The organism is Collinsella sp. AM16-21, assembly GCF_003471905.1.
Classification (GTDB): Bacteria; Actinomycetota; Coriobacteriia; order Coriobacteriales; family Coriobacteriaceae; genus Collinsella.
In genome coordinates this window covers 115,267-130,141 of sequence record NZ_QRKJ01000002.1, presented here as the reverse complement: position 1 = coordinate 130,141, position 14,875 = coordinate 115,267, and the positions used below count along the sequence as shown (strand labels likewise).

13 protein-coding genes are annotated in these 14,875 nt (G+C 58.1%); 4 read left to right on the top strand and 9 right to left on the bottom strand.

The features are described 5' to 3' along the window. Positions 1-206: 206 nt before the first annotated feature. From DW180_RS02300 to DW180_RS02270, 7 genes are all read right to left on the bottom strand, one after another. Positions 207-1,142, bottom strand: coding sequence for a hexose kinase (locus tag DW180_RS02300; protein WP_118237256.1), 936 nt, complete (start codon positions 1,140-1,142; stop codon positions 207-209). A gap of 53 nt (positions 1,143-1,195) precedes the next feature. Beyond that, the gene (locus DW180_RS02295; protein ID WP_118237222.1) at positions 1,196-2,077 is read right to left on the bottom strand and encodes an aldose 1-epimerase family protein; all 882 of its coding nucleotides are present in this window, start codon (positions 2,075-2,077) and stop codon (positions 1,196-1,198) included. A 373-nt stretch (positions 2,078-2,450) separates the two neighbouring features. Then, positions 2,451-2,975: a galactose-6-phosphate isomerase subunit LacB gene (gene lacB, locus DW180_RS02290; protein WP_006234831.1), complete on the bottom strand. Its 525-nt coding sequence runs from the start codon at positions 2,973-2,975 to the stop codon at positions 2,451-2,453. A 63-nt stretch (positions 2,976-3,038) separates the two neighbouring features. Continuing rightward, a complete protein-coding gene (gene lacA, locus DW180_RS02285; protein ID WP_006234830.1) occupies positions 3,039-3,467 on the bottom strand; it encodes a galactose-6-phosphate isomerase subunit LacA in 429 nt (142 codons plus the stop codon). Between the two features lie 307 nt (positions 3,468-3,774). Continuing rightward, positions 3,775-4,788 (bottom strand): hypothetical protein, encoded by a 1,014-nt coding sequence (locus DW180_RS02280; protein ID WP_118237220.1) that lies wholly within the window; start codon positions 4,786-4,788, stop codon positions 3,775-3,777. Between the two features lie 465 nt (positions 4,789-5,253). Continuing rightward, positions 5,254-5,592, bottom strand: a complete 339-nt coding sequence (locus tag DW180_RS02275; RefSeq protein WP_089572387.1) for a PTS lactose/cellobiose transporter subunit IIA — start codon at positions 5,590-5,592, stop codon at positions 5,254-5,256. Positions 5,593-5,806: 214 nt separating this feature from the next. After that, positions 5,807-6,811, bottom strand: coding sequence for a LacI family DNA-binding transcriptional regulator (locus DW180_RS02270; RefSeq protein ID WP_118237218.1), 1,005 nt, complete (start codon positions 6,809-6,811; stop codon positions 5,807-5,809). Between the two features lie 357 nt (positions 6,812-7,168). Between DW180_RS02270 and DW180_RS02265 the strand changes: the two genes are divergently transcribed. Both DW180_RS02265 and lacG read left to right on the top strand, forming a co-directional pair. Beyond that, entirely contained in the window at positions 7,169-8,944 is a 1,776-nt protein-coding gene (locus DW180_RS02265; RefSeq protein ID WP_118237216.1) for a lactose/cellobiose PTS transporter subunit IIB, read from the top strand. Positions 8,945-9,010: 66 nt separating this feature from the next. Further along, on the top strand, positions 9,011-10,450 hold the full coding sequence (gene lacG / locus DW180_RS02260) for a 6-phospho-beta-galactosidase (protein ID WP_118237214.1): 1,440 nt from the start codon (positions 9,011-9,013) through the stop codon (positions 10,448-10,450). A gap of 404 nt (positions 10,451-10,854) precedes the next feature. Here the strand turns inward: lacG and DW180_RS02255 are convergent, their stop codons facing one another. Next, positions 10,855-12,225, bottom strand: coding sequence for an ATP-binding protein (locus tag DW180_RS02255; RefSeq protein ID WP_117637046.1), 1,371 nt, complete (start codon positions 12,223-12,225; stop codon positions 10,855-10,857). A gap of 157 nt (positions 12,226-12,382) precedes the next feature. After that, entirely contained in the window at positions 12,383-13,147 is a 765-nt protein-coding gene (locus DW180_RS02250; RefSeq protein WP_233545142.1) for a DeoR/GlpR family DNA-binding transcription regulator, read from the bottom strand. Between the two features lie 206 nt (positions 13,148-13,353). On the opposite strand from DW180_RS02250, the gene DW180_RS02245 reads away from it, so the two are divergent. Both DW180_RS02245 and DW180_RS02240 read left to right on the top strand, forming a co-directional pair. Then, positions 13,354-14,406: an aldose epimerase family protein gene (locus DW180_RS02245; protein ID WP_118237212.1), complete on the top strand. Its 1,053-nt coding sequence runs from the start codon at positions 13,354-13,356 to the stop codon at positions 14,404-14,406. Between the two features lie 63 nt (positions 14,407-14,469). Further along, positions 14,470-14,829, top strand: a complete 360-nt coding sequence (locus DW180_RS02240) for a transposase (RefSeq protein WP_369831515.1) — start codon at positions 14,470-14,472, stop codon at positions 14,827-14,829. The last annotated feature ends 46 nt before the right edge of the window (positions 14,830-14,875 follow it).

The following is a 14,875-nucleotide window of genomic DNA, read 5'->3' as shown; positions in this document are numbered from 1 at the left end:
GTCTTCAAGACAACGGCGCCCGCCGGCAACATCGCCGACGGGCGCCGTTTTTGAGTGTAGCCATTGGGGACGCTCTTAAACGACTAGTCAAACAAGAACGTCCCCAACGACTAATGACTCGAGCGTGGAAAATCTCCCACTTTGAGCTCGCATGGGCACCAAAAGCAGGAGATTATCCACGCTCATTCTATTAGGAGTCGCAACCGCTACAACTCTACGACCTCAACGTTGTTGTAGATCTCGTCCCAGCGGTCCATGACCAGGTGGCCGGTCTTGGGATCCATGGCGTTAAGCTTGCCGCAGGTATTGGCGGTCTTGAGCACCGTGACGTCGTCGGCACCAGCAGCAATGGCATGCGCAAAGCCGGCGATGGTCGAGTCGCCGGAACCCGTCGCATTCACAGCCGCAATCGCGGGCGTCTTGGCGCGGAACGCGCGACCCCCATGGAAGCCCACCGAACCGGCAGCGCCCATCGAAACGACAACCCAGGGGATACCGGCAAAACGGTCATCGGCGGCAAGCGCCTCGCGTAGGGCATCGACATCTTCGGTCGTAAAGGACGTACCCAGCAGGCCGTTAATCTCGGTCAGGTTGGGCTTTACGAGCTCAGGCTTAGCGTCGGACTCCAGCGCGGCCTCCAGCGATGCACCCGAGGTGTCGAGCAGCACCTTGGCGCCCGCCTCCTCGGCGATCTTGACGAGCTCAGCATAGTAGCCAGCATCGACGCCACGCGGCAGCGAGCCCGAAAGCGTCACAACGTCCGCCTTCGCTGCAAGCTCGGCGAACTTGGCCGTAAAGGCCTCGAGCTCGGCCGGGGCGATCTGCGGGCCGCTCTCCAGCAGCTCGGTCTGATTACCCTCGTGCAGAATATTCAGGCAAATGCGCGTCTCACCGGCGATGGGCACAAAGTCGTTCTTGACGCCGTCGGCATCCATAAGCTCGGCCATATAGGCACCCATGTGGCCGCCGAGCAAACCGGTCGCGAGCACATCGTCGCCCAACTGCAGCAGAACACGGCTCACGTTGAGGCCCTTGCCGCCAGCGGTCTTTTCGGGCGTCACACGGTTAACGTCGTCGATGATCAGCTTGTCGAGCTGATAGCACGTATCGATCGACGGGTTCATGGTAACGGTCAGAATCATGTTGAACTCCTGTTCCGGGGCGGCATGACCCGCCCCAAACATACGATAGCTCGTTAAAGGATCTCGATCTCAAAGCCGCGGGTAACGGTCTCCCCCGGCTTGGCCACCAGGCAGCCACGCTTGTGCTCCAGAATATCGTCCTCGTCGGAGCAGGTGGACAGGCCGCCCCACGGTTCCACGGCCACAAAGTCGCCCTCGGGCTTGCTCCACACAATCAGGTACGGCATATCGGGGAACGTCAGGCGCACGCCCTTGTCCTCGGTCTTCTTGGTCAGCGTAACCACGCGGCTCTCGAGCACGTCGAAGATGGTCTCCGCGAAGTCGAAGAGTTCGTGGGTAAGCGGCAGGCTCTGGTCGATCATGGGGTTCTTGCTGCGATGCTCAACATCAATCAGGCCAGTCGAGGGAACGGCAGTACAGAGCTCGGTGGCCTCACGCTGCTCAAAACGAAGCTCATAATCGTCATAGGACTCGCCCTCGTCGAGCGGGCACTTAAAGCCGGGGTGACCGCCCACAAAGAATGGCATATCCTCGGTGCCCTCATTGGTCACCTCGTACGACACGGTCACCTTAGCCGCATCGATCGTGTAGCGCGCGACGATCTTAAACGGATACGGGTACTGCTCAAGCAACTCGGCATGGTCGGCAGAGCTTAGGCTCAGCGCAACCATGTTGTCGCTCTGCTCCTCGAGCTTCCACTCCTGCTTGCGAGCAAATCCGTGGCGGGCGAGCTTTACCTCGCGGCCGCCCATGGTCATTGCGTGACCGTCACGAAGGCCGCCGCAAATCGGGAAGCAAATGGGTGCCTGGCCCGACCAGACCGCCGGGTCACCCTGCCACAGGTACTCGCGGCCGTTGGCTTTAATCGAAGTGAACGATCCGCCAGCCGTGCTCAGTGCCACACGAATAGAACCGTTATCAAGAACAAACTCCATAGGAGCCTTCCCTTTCTTACGACAGCCCGCCAAGTCAGTGGGGCTGATAGAAAACCGGCCCGCGCCCCCTCACAGAAACGCGAGCCGTCAATTGAAAAGCTGCAGAATGCCGGGGGCCGCCAAAACGAAGCACTCAAGCCAAGCAAGCAAACGTGTTATCGGAGCAGCTAGCCGTACCAGAACGCTTCGCAACAACAGCGGTAACCCCACAGGTCACTCAGACATCAGCGAGAAGCCAGCTGGCGAGGCAAGGTGCCGTGAAGCGAGACGGCATTGACCTTCTGGTCATGCCGTCGAAGCTGAGCGGCAGATTGCCCGCCAGATGGCTTCGCAGCGTCAACCGGTCCGGCGTTTGTTAAAACGCCGGAACCCCTTAGTCGTGGTATTCGCCGCGGTCCCACTTCTCGAGGAACTCGTCAAAGAAGTGCGGGTCAGCCTGAGCCTCGGCGTCGGCCTTATTGCAGGCGTCGATCTTGGCGATCAGGGCATCGTGCTCGGGGGTCTTCTCGTAGGGCTCCTCCAGGAAGGCAAGCATAATGTCGGCCATCAGGAACTCGCCGGTAATCTTGCCGCCAAAGCCCACGATGTTGGCGTTAAGCTCGCGACGGGCATACAGGGCAGAGGTCATGTCGCGGACCAGGGCGCAGCGGGCGCCGGGAACCTTGTTGACGGCGTTGGTGATGCCGATGCCGGTGCCGCACAGGGCCACGCCAAAGTCGGCCTTACCGCTGGCAACAGCCTCGCCCACGGCCTTGCCGTAGATGGGATAGTGCGTACGGGTGTGGCTGTAGGTGCCGCAGTCGAGCACCTTGTATCCAGCCTGCTCCAGGCGGTCGGCCAGATAGATCTTCTCGTCCGTAACGATATGGTCGCAACCGATTGCGATGGTCTTCTTCATCAGAACGTCCTTTCGTCTGAATTCACAAGTTGAGGTAGAAGTTCGAGTTCTCGGTGGCTCTCGTTAGGCCATCTTGTTGAGCATGTCGACACGGATCTGGTGACGGCCGCCGGCGTACTGGGCGCGCAGGAACTCGCGGGCGATCTTCTTGGCGACCTCGGTGCCCACAACGCCCGGGCCCATGGTGACCATGCGCGAGCCGTTGTGCTCGCGGGTCATGTAAGCGGAACGCTCGTCGGAAATGTTGGCGACGACCATGCCCTTGATCTTGACAGCGGCCATATAGGAGCCGACGCCGTACTTATCGAATGCGAAGCCCTGGGAATCCTTGTGCTCCAGCAGGTCCTTGGCAACGGCGGTCGCGGAATCGACAAAGTCCGCGGCAGGGGTCTCGGAATAGTCGACGACCTCGTGACCGTCGGCGATGAGCATCTCCTTGATGGACTCCTTCATCGACATACCGTCGGCATCGGAAGCGATTACAACCCTCATGACATCCTCCTTGAGAGATACGCAGGTGCGTAGTTTCTGTTTGGAAGTGTTGAATCGCGTTCAGGTCCGGGCATCTGAATGTGCGGTTCTTCACTGTTCATGTTTATTTGAACACATTCGAACATTAACTGCAACAACTATTTGTTTATCTTTGTTCTTTTTTGAACAAATACCATTCACGGATGATTGCTGACCGTTTGGGTCTGGCGCGGACGTAGCGACCATGTGTTCAGCAAACAAAAGGGCGGCCGAGAACGTGTCTCGGCCGCCCTTCTTACGGTTGATCTTCCAAAGTTCGCTTTGCCGCCTACTCAGACTGCCCACTCTTCTTGGCATGTTTGGACGGAGCGCTCAGAAAACGGCCCGTCAAATAGTTCGCCGGGCCAGAGATATCGATCCCCAGTAGCGTGTGTCCCAGCCACAGAAACGCCGCGAGCACCAGCAGCGGGATAACGCACGAGGTCACGATCATCACGATGACGCCTTCGATGAGGTCGGTCACCTGCTGCACGATCTTGTCGGTCATCTGCTTGGCACCGCTGGTCACCGACGTGACCAAGCTCGAGGCCCCGTCAGTCAACTGCTCGAGCACGTTTTTGGACTCTGTAGACTCGGTCTTTTTCTTGCTTGCTTTGGAGCTGTCGCTATCTGCCGCACTCGCAGCGTCGGCCGCCTTTTGCTCGGCCTGTTCAATGCTGACGCGATATGTCTCGTCGACCTTTTGCGATACCCACACGCTTGCAGGCACCAACGCCATGCCGATCATGGCGACTACCAGCACGCGGGTCGCCACGCGGCGCAGGACGGCACTCGTGCTCCAGCGCCCGTGAATGCCAAGCGACACCGCAAAGAGCGCCAACGCAAACGGGATTAAGATGCCCAAGCCAACCGACCACAAAATCGTGAGCAAGTATTTCTCTAGGTATAGCACGGCAAGCACGATACCAAGGTTGCCTGAAAGCTGTGCGAGCTGCTCAGCGACCGGCGTACCCGTATCACCCGGCAGCGCGGTAATGCCCGCAGACAGCGCCACGCACGAGGCCGTGAGCGCCAGTACGTTACCTTTCTTTTGGTCGATAACCTCGATGGTGGAGTCCCAAGTCTTGGTATCGGCAAAATGCGGACGAGCCACAAAGCCCGACAGCAGCGCCAGTACCACGAGCGCAACGATAAAGCCAATCTGCAGCTTTTTGTTTGCGCACACGACATCGGACAGGCTGGGCTGCAGCTCGGTTACCGTCGTGTGCTCGGTTATCTGGACAGGACGTCCATGAGCCATCTCGTGCGCGTCTCTCTTTTGAATCGATCCGTTGTCCGGCATTTGGATACCTCCTCAGTCCGGTCTGTATTGCGGATGGAAGTATACCCACCCAGCAAAAAACCGAACGGGAGGGCGTGCAGAAGCTCCATAACGCTGCTAGTCGAATAGTGCCATTTCAAAACTATGCCGGTTTACTACGATAAAACCGATAGGACCGACCACATTTGCTATTAGCAGAAAATGACAAGCTTTCTACCTGCGGCTTTGATAACGCTGTTCTTTCCATAGTTGAAAGAATGCGATTCATCGTAGTAAACCGGCATAGTTTTGTAACCGACAGACCGAGTCGGCACCGCAGCAAACCTAATGACCCGGTTTCTTCCATCCTCAAAGGATCGAATGCATGGCAGGAGTGTCCCAAACTGCCGGCAGATAAGGAACGTCCCCAAGTGCCGGGTAAACAGAAAAAGCCCTGCCGCGGGTAGCGGCAGAGCTTTTGGAAGGGGACTTGGTTGTGAGAGCTCGTTAGGCGAGCTTAGCCTCGAGTGCGGCGATGCGCTTATAGGCATCGATGGTAAAGCGGGTCTGCTTCTCCAGGATCATGGTGGTCATGAGAGTATCCTGAGCGTGAGCCATGATGAAGGTCATCTCCATCTCGCCGCCGCCGGCCTCCTGCGAAAGCAGCTTGGTCTGCGTGTCGTGGGCGCCGATAAGTGCATCGCTGGCATCCTTGTGCAGCTGCTCGGCCTTCTCAAAATCACCCTCGCGAGCAGCATCGAGCGCTGCAAGCAGATCGGTCTGGGCGTCGCCCGCGTATGCGACAATCTCGAATCCAACCATCGAGATTTCTTCTTTGGTTGCCATATTGCGTTCCTTTCACATATGAACCAACGGAGAGCATCGCGTCCGGGCATACGCGCTGCGCTGTGTATGGCAGGAACATTAACATTCAAACAAAAAAGAACAGCGCAAAACGTAATTTCGAGCTATGAACGGTTGCTTTTCACCCGTGAACGGTTTTTAAACCAATCTGAACATTCTCGAACACAATTAGCGGCAACCCAAACAGGTCCGCACCCTAGCGTACATCGTGCACCGTATCGCCCGCTACGAGCACGCCGGGGATCAGCATGTGTTCCACGCCAGGCGCAACGCCCTCGGCGCCGGCGATCTTGTCGACCGCCCACATGCCGACACGCTTGTTATCAAAGCGCACCGTGGTCAGGCGACGATCGGGCACGATGTCGCCCAGGCTGTCATCGACACCCACCACGCTCACGTCCTCGGGCACGCGCTTTCCGCGCGACTCGAGCCCGCGAATGCAGCCGTAGGCCATGGCGTCGTTGGAGGCATAGATGGCCGTACAGGTCGGATCGTCTGCCAGAGCCTGACCGGCAGCATAGCCGCTCTGCGCCGTCCAATCGCCACGAATGAATCGCGGCGGCTCAATACCATGCGCGCGCAGCGTCTCGCGCCAGCCCTCCTCGCGCTGCATGCCCGAAAGCGAGCGCTCGGGGCACGAGATAAAGTGCACAGTCTTGTGCCCCTGCCCCAGCAAGTACTCGACCACCTGGCGCGAGCAATCGAACTGGTCGTTATCGACCGTCGAGCACAGCGGGTGCTCCAGCATGGTAACGAGCACCGTCTGCATACCGGGCAGCGGCTCAAAGGTGCCAAAGTCCGCCGGCATGCGGTTCATAATCACAACCATGCCATCCACCGGCAGTGCGCTCATGCGCGACGATGCGCTCTCGAGGGTATACGGATGCCCGTCTACTTTAGTGAGGGTGATGGCATAGCCATGTTTGTCGGCCGCGGCGGCAAAGCCCTCCATACGGTCGAGGTTGCCGGTGCCGGTAATGTTGAACATGGCGACGCCGACAGTCTTAAACTTGCCGCGGCGCAGCGATCGACCGGCAAAATTGGGGCGATACCCCAGCTCGCGCATGGCGGCACGCACGCGCTCCTTGGTCTCGGGGCGCACGCTGGGCGAATCGTGCACCGTACGCGAGACTGTCTGCTCCGAGACGCCCGCGAGACGCGCCACGTCCTTAACGGAAACCGATTTTTTAACAGCGGCCATAGGTCGATCTTTCTATGTCAACGATGCCATTGGTGGCACCCTACGCAGTTAAATGAAACGTCTTTAAGTATATCTAACGCCTCCTCCGCCATACGCTCACCACCCAAAACCTACCGTTCACCGACATTTTTGCTTCCCCGAACGGCTTTTGTAGTCCAAATGTTAACGTTGCCATTGTGCAAACACAGAGCCACCGGGCGGCTCAAACGTTTACGCATAAGGAATCGACGGTTCGCAGGCACAGGAACCATCAGTTCGCGTCTTTTTTTGTGTCGCAAAATGGCAACGTCAACATTTTGGCAACCGAACGCCAAAAGTTACCATCGTTGCTAACCCACCGACTCTTAGGAGCATTGCATGGAGCAACTCATCGCCATCATCGAAAAGGGCCAACCCTTTTTCAACGCGATCGCCCGCAACAAGTACCTCAAGGCGATCCGCGACGGCTTTATCTCCGTCATCCCCATCATCATCTTCTCGTCCATCTTCTGCCTGGTAGCCTCGGTCCCCAACATCTGGGGTTTCTACTGGCCCGATGACATCAACAACGCCCTGTGGAAGTGCTACAACTACTCCATGGGCATCCTGGCCATCGCCTGCGCCGCCACCACGGCCAAGCACTTCGCCGACGCCCAGAACCGCGATCTACCCAAGAACAACCAGATCAACTTCATCTCGTGCATGTGCGCAGCCATCATCGGCTTCCTGCTCCTTTCGAGCGACACGATCGCCACGGACGCCGCCAGCGGCTTCAACACCACCTACCTTGGTTCCAAAGGCCTGCTGACCGCCTTTATCGCTGCGTTTGTGACCGGCATCATCTACAAGTTCTTCATCAAGCGCAACATCACCGTCAAGATGCCCGAGCAGGTTCCGCCCAACATCTCGCAGACCTTTAAGGACATCATCCCCTTCTCCGTCTGCATCACCGTCTTTTGGGTCTTTGACATCGTCTTCCGCGCTGCCTTTGGCTTCTGCTTTGCCCAGGGCGTCATCCAGGTGTTCCAGCCCCTGTTCACCGCTGCCGACGGCTACATCGGCCTCGCTGTGATCTACGGCGCCATGAGCCTCTTCTGGTTCGTGGGCGTCCACGGCCCTTCGATCGTCGAGCCCGCCATCGCCGCCGCTCTCGTTGCCAACATGACCGACAACCTGGCTGCGTTCCAGGCCGGCGAGCACGCCACCGCTGTCCTGACCCAGGGTGCCCAGTACTTCGTCGTCTGCATGGGCGGCACCGGTGCCACGCTCGTCCTGGTCTTTATGTTCTGCTTCCTGGCCAAGTCTCAGGAGATGCGCGCCGTCGGTAAGGCCGCCATCGTCCCGGTCTGCTTTGCTGTCAACGAGCCGCTGCTGTTCGCCGCGCCCATCGTGCTCAACCCCGTCTTCTTTGTCCCGTTTGTCTTTGCCCCGATCGCCAACATCTGGATCCTCAAGATCTTTATCGACTTCTTGGGCATGAACGGCTTTATGTACACCCTGCCCTGGACCGTCCCCGGCCCCATCGGCACCATCATGGGCTTGGGCTTCCAGCCGCTCGCCTTTGTGATGCTCGCCCTCATCCTGGTCGTCGACTTTGTCCTGTACTACCCGTTCTTCCGTGCCTATGACGCCCAGAAGTGCGCCGAGGAGGCCGAGATCTCCCAGGAGGAGCTCGCCGCCAAGAACGCCGAGAAGGCCGCCAAGCTCAACGACGCCTTCCAGGGTAAGGCCGACGCCAAGAGTGTTGCCGCCGGCGGCGCCGCCGAGGCCGTGAAGGCCGACTCCCCCGCCGCTTCTGCAGCATCCGCTGCCGAGGCAACGACCGCCAGCGACCTCAACGGCAAGCGCGTGCTCGTGCTCTGCCAGGGCGGCGGTACCTCGGGCCTGCTCGCCAACGCACTGGCCAAGGCTGCCAAGGAGCGCGGCATCAATCTTGAGACCGCTGCCGAGGCATATGGCAACCACGTGGACATGCTCCCCGACTTTGACCTGGTCGTCCTGGCTCCGCAGGCCGCAAGCTACCTGGCCGACCTTCAGAAAGACTGCGAGCGCGTGGGCAACAAGTGCGTCGCCTGCCGCGGTAAGCAGTACATTGAGCTCTCCCAGAACGGCGACAAGTCTCTCGCCTTCGTCTCCGAGCAGCTTTCGAAGTAAGTAACGCCTAGGGCCAGCCGACCATCCAAGACCGGCTGGCCCTTCGATTTAGACGATTGGATCATCATGTCCGTTAACCCTGCTAGCGTCACCAACCCGCCTGCGCAGTTTCCCGAGGACTTTGTCTTTGGCGGCGCCACTGCTGCCTACCAGGTAGAGGGCGAGACCCGCACTCACGGTAAGGGCAAGGTTGCCTGGGACGACTTTCTGGAAGCCCAAGGTCGCTTCTCTCCCGATCCCGCCTCCGACTTCTACAACCAGTATCCGGTGGACCTGGAGCTGTGCGAGGAGTTTGGCATCAACGGTATTCGCCTCTCCATCGCCTGGAGCCGCATCTTCCCCAACGGCACCGGCGAAATCAACCCCGAGGGCGTCCAGTTCTACCACGATCTCTTCGCCGAGTGCCATAAGCACCATGTTGAGCCGTTCGTCACGCTGCATCACTTTGACACGCCGTTTCCCCTCTTTGAGAAGGGCGACTTCCTCAACCGCGAGACCATCGATGCCTTTGTGGACTTTGCCACCTTCTGCTTTAAGGAGTACGCCGACCAGGTGACCTACTGGTTCACCTTTAACGAGATCTGGGCCGACGCCTCCAACACCTACATCGAGGGTACCTTCCCCGGCGGCGTCAAAGCTCATCTGGCCGAGGCCTTCCAGTGCGAGCACAACATGATGCTCGCCCACGCCAAGGCCGTGCTGGCCTTCCACAACGGCGGTTTTAAGGGCAAGATCGGCGTCATTCAATCGCTGGAGTTTAAGTATCCGCTCAACGAGAACGACCCCGCCGACATCAAGGCCGCCAATAACGAGCACGTGCTGCAGAACCAGTTCTTGCTCGACGCCACCTTCCGCGGGGACTATGCTCCCGACACCCTCGAGTGCGCCAACCGCCTGGCTGCCGTCTCGGGCGGCGCCATCGAGATCCTGGACGATGATCTGGAAATCATGCGCGAGGCTGCGCTCTACAACGATTACCTGGGTGTCAACAACTACCAGTGCCGCTTCCTCAAGGCTTACGACGGCGAGAACGACCTGCACCACAACGGTACGGGCGAGAAAGGCACCGGCCGCTGGCGCGTTAAGGGTATTGGCGAGCATGTGAACAAGCCCGGCATCCCCACCACCGACTGGGACTGGATTATCTATCCCGAGGGCCTGTTCGATCTGCTCGTCTACATTAAGCAGCGCTACCCCAACTACAAGCAGATCTTCATCACCGAGAACGGCATGGGCTACAAGGACCCCTACAAGGACGGTTTTGTGGACGACCAGCCGCGCATCGACTACATCGAGCAGCACCTGCGCTGGTTGCTCAAGGCCATGGAGGTGGGTGTCAACGTGGGCGGCTACTTCCTGTGGAGCCTGCAGGACCAGTTCTCCTGGACCAACGGCTACAACAAGCGCTACGGCTTCTTCTACGTGGACTTTGAGACCCAGAAGCGCACGCCCAAGGCAAGCGCCTACTGGTACAAGCACGTGGCGCAGACCCGTCGTCTGGACTAGTGGCTTGCGACGGGCGGCATTGCCCCACTCACATAACTTGTCCCCATTTCTCAGCCGGGGGCGGCACGTCACACGGCGCGCCGCCCCCGGTCTTTTTTGTTTTTGAGCGGGTCGAGGTCCGTTTGTCTCAATCTGTAACATCTAGCCGAGTTTTTCGGTCCCACCTGTTACAGATTGAGACAAACGTGGAGGCCGGGCCGAAATATCTAAATCTGTAACACTTAACCCGGTTTTGGACGTCTAGTTGTTACAGATTTAGATAAACGTGCGAGCCAATCCCTTCAATCTAAATCTGTAACAACTAGCTTGTGTTTTCGCCCCTAGCTGTTACAGATCGAGACAAATAAAATAGACCGGGCTGACAATCTCAGCCGCATGCCCCCTTTTTGGCCGCATTCCACCGATCAGATAAAGATCGTCATATACAGAGGTAGATATATCCTATGCCCTTCAGCCCTGAGCTGTTTTGGGTGAAGAACTATCTCTTCTCCGACTCGTCGTTCGAATCGTCTGCCGAAATCGTCAAGCGAGATTGTTGAATACGATTTGGAAGATTTAACTTCAACAGGAGTGACCCGCGGTTTTCCAGCCGCGTCTTCAAAGCCGCGCGAAACAAGAAAATCAATTTCACGCGTTCTGGGCCGACTCCCCTCTGTTTTGGAAGGCTCCTGCCAGCTGTAATAAAAAAGCGAATGCCCCAGACTCTTAAGCTGCTGCGCCACGATGTTCTCGATTAGCATTCCTTTATTAATTGAAATTCTTCCAAATTGAATGTCTCTATGAACATCCATAAGGTCCGGACCATCATCAAACGCCAAGCTCACGAGCAATCCCGTGTCCGCCATATAGCATTTAAGCGAAGACGCGTCCTCGTGCAGGCGGTAACCCACGCTCGGATCACTGCATAAATAGCAACGGTTAATCAGTCGCGCATCCTCAAGCCAGATTAACGCCGACTCATATGTCTCAAAACGGGACCCCTTCTCCACGCTGTCAAATTTGAACCGTTTATTTGCCGCAGATAATTGACCCGGAATATCGTCATAAACCGCCCGCGCACGTCTAGCGTCCGAACCTCCAAACTTGGCAATGTCCTCCCTGTACAGTGCGATAATCTGCCGTTTAACCCTGTCGCATCCTCTAAAATCATTCTCTGCCACAAAGGAGTCGACCGACTGAGGCATACCACCGACAAGCATATACTCATCAAATAATCTCATGCACGTCGCATGAACGCCGTCCGGAAGCGCGGTCCGAGATTCGCGCGCTTTACGGATCTCTTCTGCATAAAGATCTTTTCCGGTCGCCCAAAGATACTCCTCAAAATCGAGGGGCTCGAGAGGGATTCTTTCTTCCTCTGACGGTATGACAATGCTATCGACATTCTTTTTGATGGAGACAAGAGAGCCTGTCTCGATGTAATCAAATCTGCCGTCTTCTACAAGATGCTTTATGTATTCGCGCGCGATGGGAAACCGCTGCACTTCATCAAAAATGACCAGCGACTCTCTCGGTTCGAGGGCCTTACCATACTGCAGCTGAAGCATGCGTAAAAAAAGATCGACATCTTCACGATGGTTCAGAAATATATCGAGCGTGGCTTTGCTAGCAGCCGAAAAGTCAATGTACAGATAATCCTTGTATTCATTTTGCGCGAAGCACTTGACGAGCGTCGTTTTGCCAACGCGTCTTGCACCCTCAATAAGCACCGCAGTGCGCCCTTGCGAGCGTTCTTTCCACTCCTGCAGACGATCATATGCCTTCCGTTTAAACATAATCTCACCTCAGCATAATTTACGTGCTAGTTTACAAAAATACCGACCTTCAGATATATCTAATAATACAAAAATACCGAGCTTTAAATGAGCTTATAGTTACAAAAATACCGACCATTGCAAAGGTCACAACAAACAATATCTCCGGCAACGCTCGCTAGCAAATGACCTGCGCGTGCTCCTCGATGGCGGCGCGATCCTCGGCGGCAATACCCGGCTCGCACACCACGGCGTCCAGGCTGTCCAGGCGGAAGAAGGTGTAGAAGTCGCGCTTGCCGATCTTGCTGGAGTCGGCGATCAGATAGCGCGAGTCCGCCTTGCTAAAGGCGAGCTGCTGGATACGGCCCTCGTCCATGTTGGACGTGGATACGTCACCGTCCAAGATACCGTTGGCGCCGATAAACGCCGCATCGATGCCCAGCGCACGTAGGGTATCCTCGGCCGTCGGCCCCACAAAAGCGGCAGTGCGGCGGCGGTACATACCGCCCACGAGGCACAGCTCGCAGTCCTCGCGCTCCTCGAGCAGGTTGAACACCGAAAGCGAATTGGTCACGATACGCAGGCGAAACGCCGGCAGCATCGAGGCCATCTGCTCAACCGTGGTGCCCGTGCCCAAAAAGATGGTCGAGCCCTCCTCGATAAGCTCCACAGCACGGCGCGCAATCTGCAGCTTTTCCTCGGCATGCTTAGTGCGCTTCTCGCTGTGCGAATACTCATGGCGCAACATAGCGTGGGGACGGCCCTGTGCACTGCGGGCTCCGCCATGCACGCGCTCGATCTCGCCTAGGCTCGCAAGTTCTTCGAGGTCGCGGCGAATCGTCATGTCCGAAACGCCCAGCGCATCCGAAATCTCTTTGACCGAGACCGTGCCCTGCTCCTCGAGCAGCTGGCGAACCTTATCCTGTCGCTCTGCCTTAATCACGATGAATCCTCGCCGTTCTTTGCGCGCATATCATTCAAACAGTAACGAACAAATTGTATCAGACTCGTACGCGTCAAAAATGAACGCCCGCACAGCTCCAATCATCACTTTTTTGAGAAAAATACCCCCAGCTTTAGTGGGGTGTAGTGATAATCTCGCCTGTTCGCGCTACAGTTTGTCGGAAATACCTCGATGTTAGGAACCAAATGATCACTTCCGAGCTTTTCGGCACCGCGCCGTGCGGTACCCCCGTTCATCGCTACACCCTCAACGGGCCCGAGATCTGCGTTCGCATTATGGACTATGGCGCCACCGTGCTGGGTATCGATGTGCCCGACATTCCCGGCAACGTGCGCGATGTGGTGCTGGGCTTCGATAAGCTCGAGGATTACTTTGACAACCCCGCCTGCTTTGGCGCGACCATCGGCCCCGTGGCAAACCGCACCGCGGGCGCCACGATCACCATCGACGGCACGGACTGGCATATGCCTGCCAACGAGGGCACCAACAACCTGCACAGCGATCTTGAGCACGGCCTGCATAAACGCGTGTGGGATGTTGAGCTCGACGAGGTCCATAACACCGTGCGCATGACCACCTCGCTTAAGGACGGCGAGCTGGGCCTGCCCGGCAACCGAACCTTTACAGCCGTGTTTACCGTTACGCGCACCGGCGTCTTCCGCATCGAGTATGGCTGCGAGAGCGACCGCGCCACCTACGTGTCCATGACCAACCACACGTACTTTAACCTTGCCGGTCATAACGCCGGCATGGACTGCGAACATTTCTTTGTCGCCAACGCCGCCCACTACCTGCCCATTGATGACCAGAACATTCCCACCGGCGAAATCGCTCCAGTCGAGGGCACGCCGTTTGACTTCCGCATGCTGCGCCCCGTCGCTCCCGGCATGGAGGCCGACGACCCGCAGATTAAGCAGGCCCGTGGCTATGATCACTGCCTGTGTATCGATGGCTATCAGTACGGCCGTAATCTGCGCCGCGCGATGCACGTCGAGGAGATGTGGACCGGCCGCGAGCTGGACTACTACACCACCGCCCCGGGCGTGCAGCTCTACACCGGCAATTGGTTGGGCGACGAGCACGCCAAGGACGATGCCAACTACGGCTGGGGCGCCGGCTTTGCCCTCGAGGCAGAGATGTACCCCGACACGCCGCACCAGCCGCTGTTCCCGCAGGGCATCGTGGGCCCGGGTCACCCCTACAGCAATGTGATCGAGTACCACTTTATGAGGCACTAAGCCCACAACGCAACATATCGCACAGCAGCGCCCGCCGGCACCACCGCCGACGGGCGTTTTTCTATCCAGTCGAACGCCCGCTCGTTCACGGCGTGGGTCGGCCTGACGCCCTCCGAGCACTCCAGCGGGGAGAGCGACCGCAGGGGCGCGATCACCAAGGCCGGCAACAAGCACCTGAGGAAGACGCTGGTCGAGGCCGCATGGCACTACATGACATGCTCGGGGCGGCCGAAGGACCTCGCCAAGGGCCAGGCCCCGGACCGGGGCGCCCGGAGGCATGCCGCCAAGGGCGTGCGGAGGCTGGTCGAGAGGCGGGAGGCGCTGCTCGCGCGCGGGGTCCACGGCAACAAGGCGAACGTGGCCACGGCGCGCGAGCTCGCCTGCTGGGTATGGGCGGTCGGCCTCATGGCCGAGGAGGCGTAGGGGGGGCGGTCCCCCGCACATAAGCCGATCACCCCGGAAGCGGTTT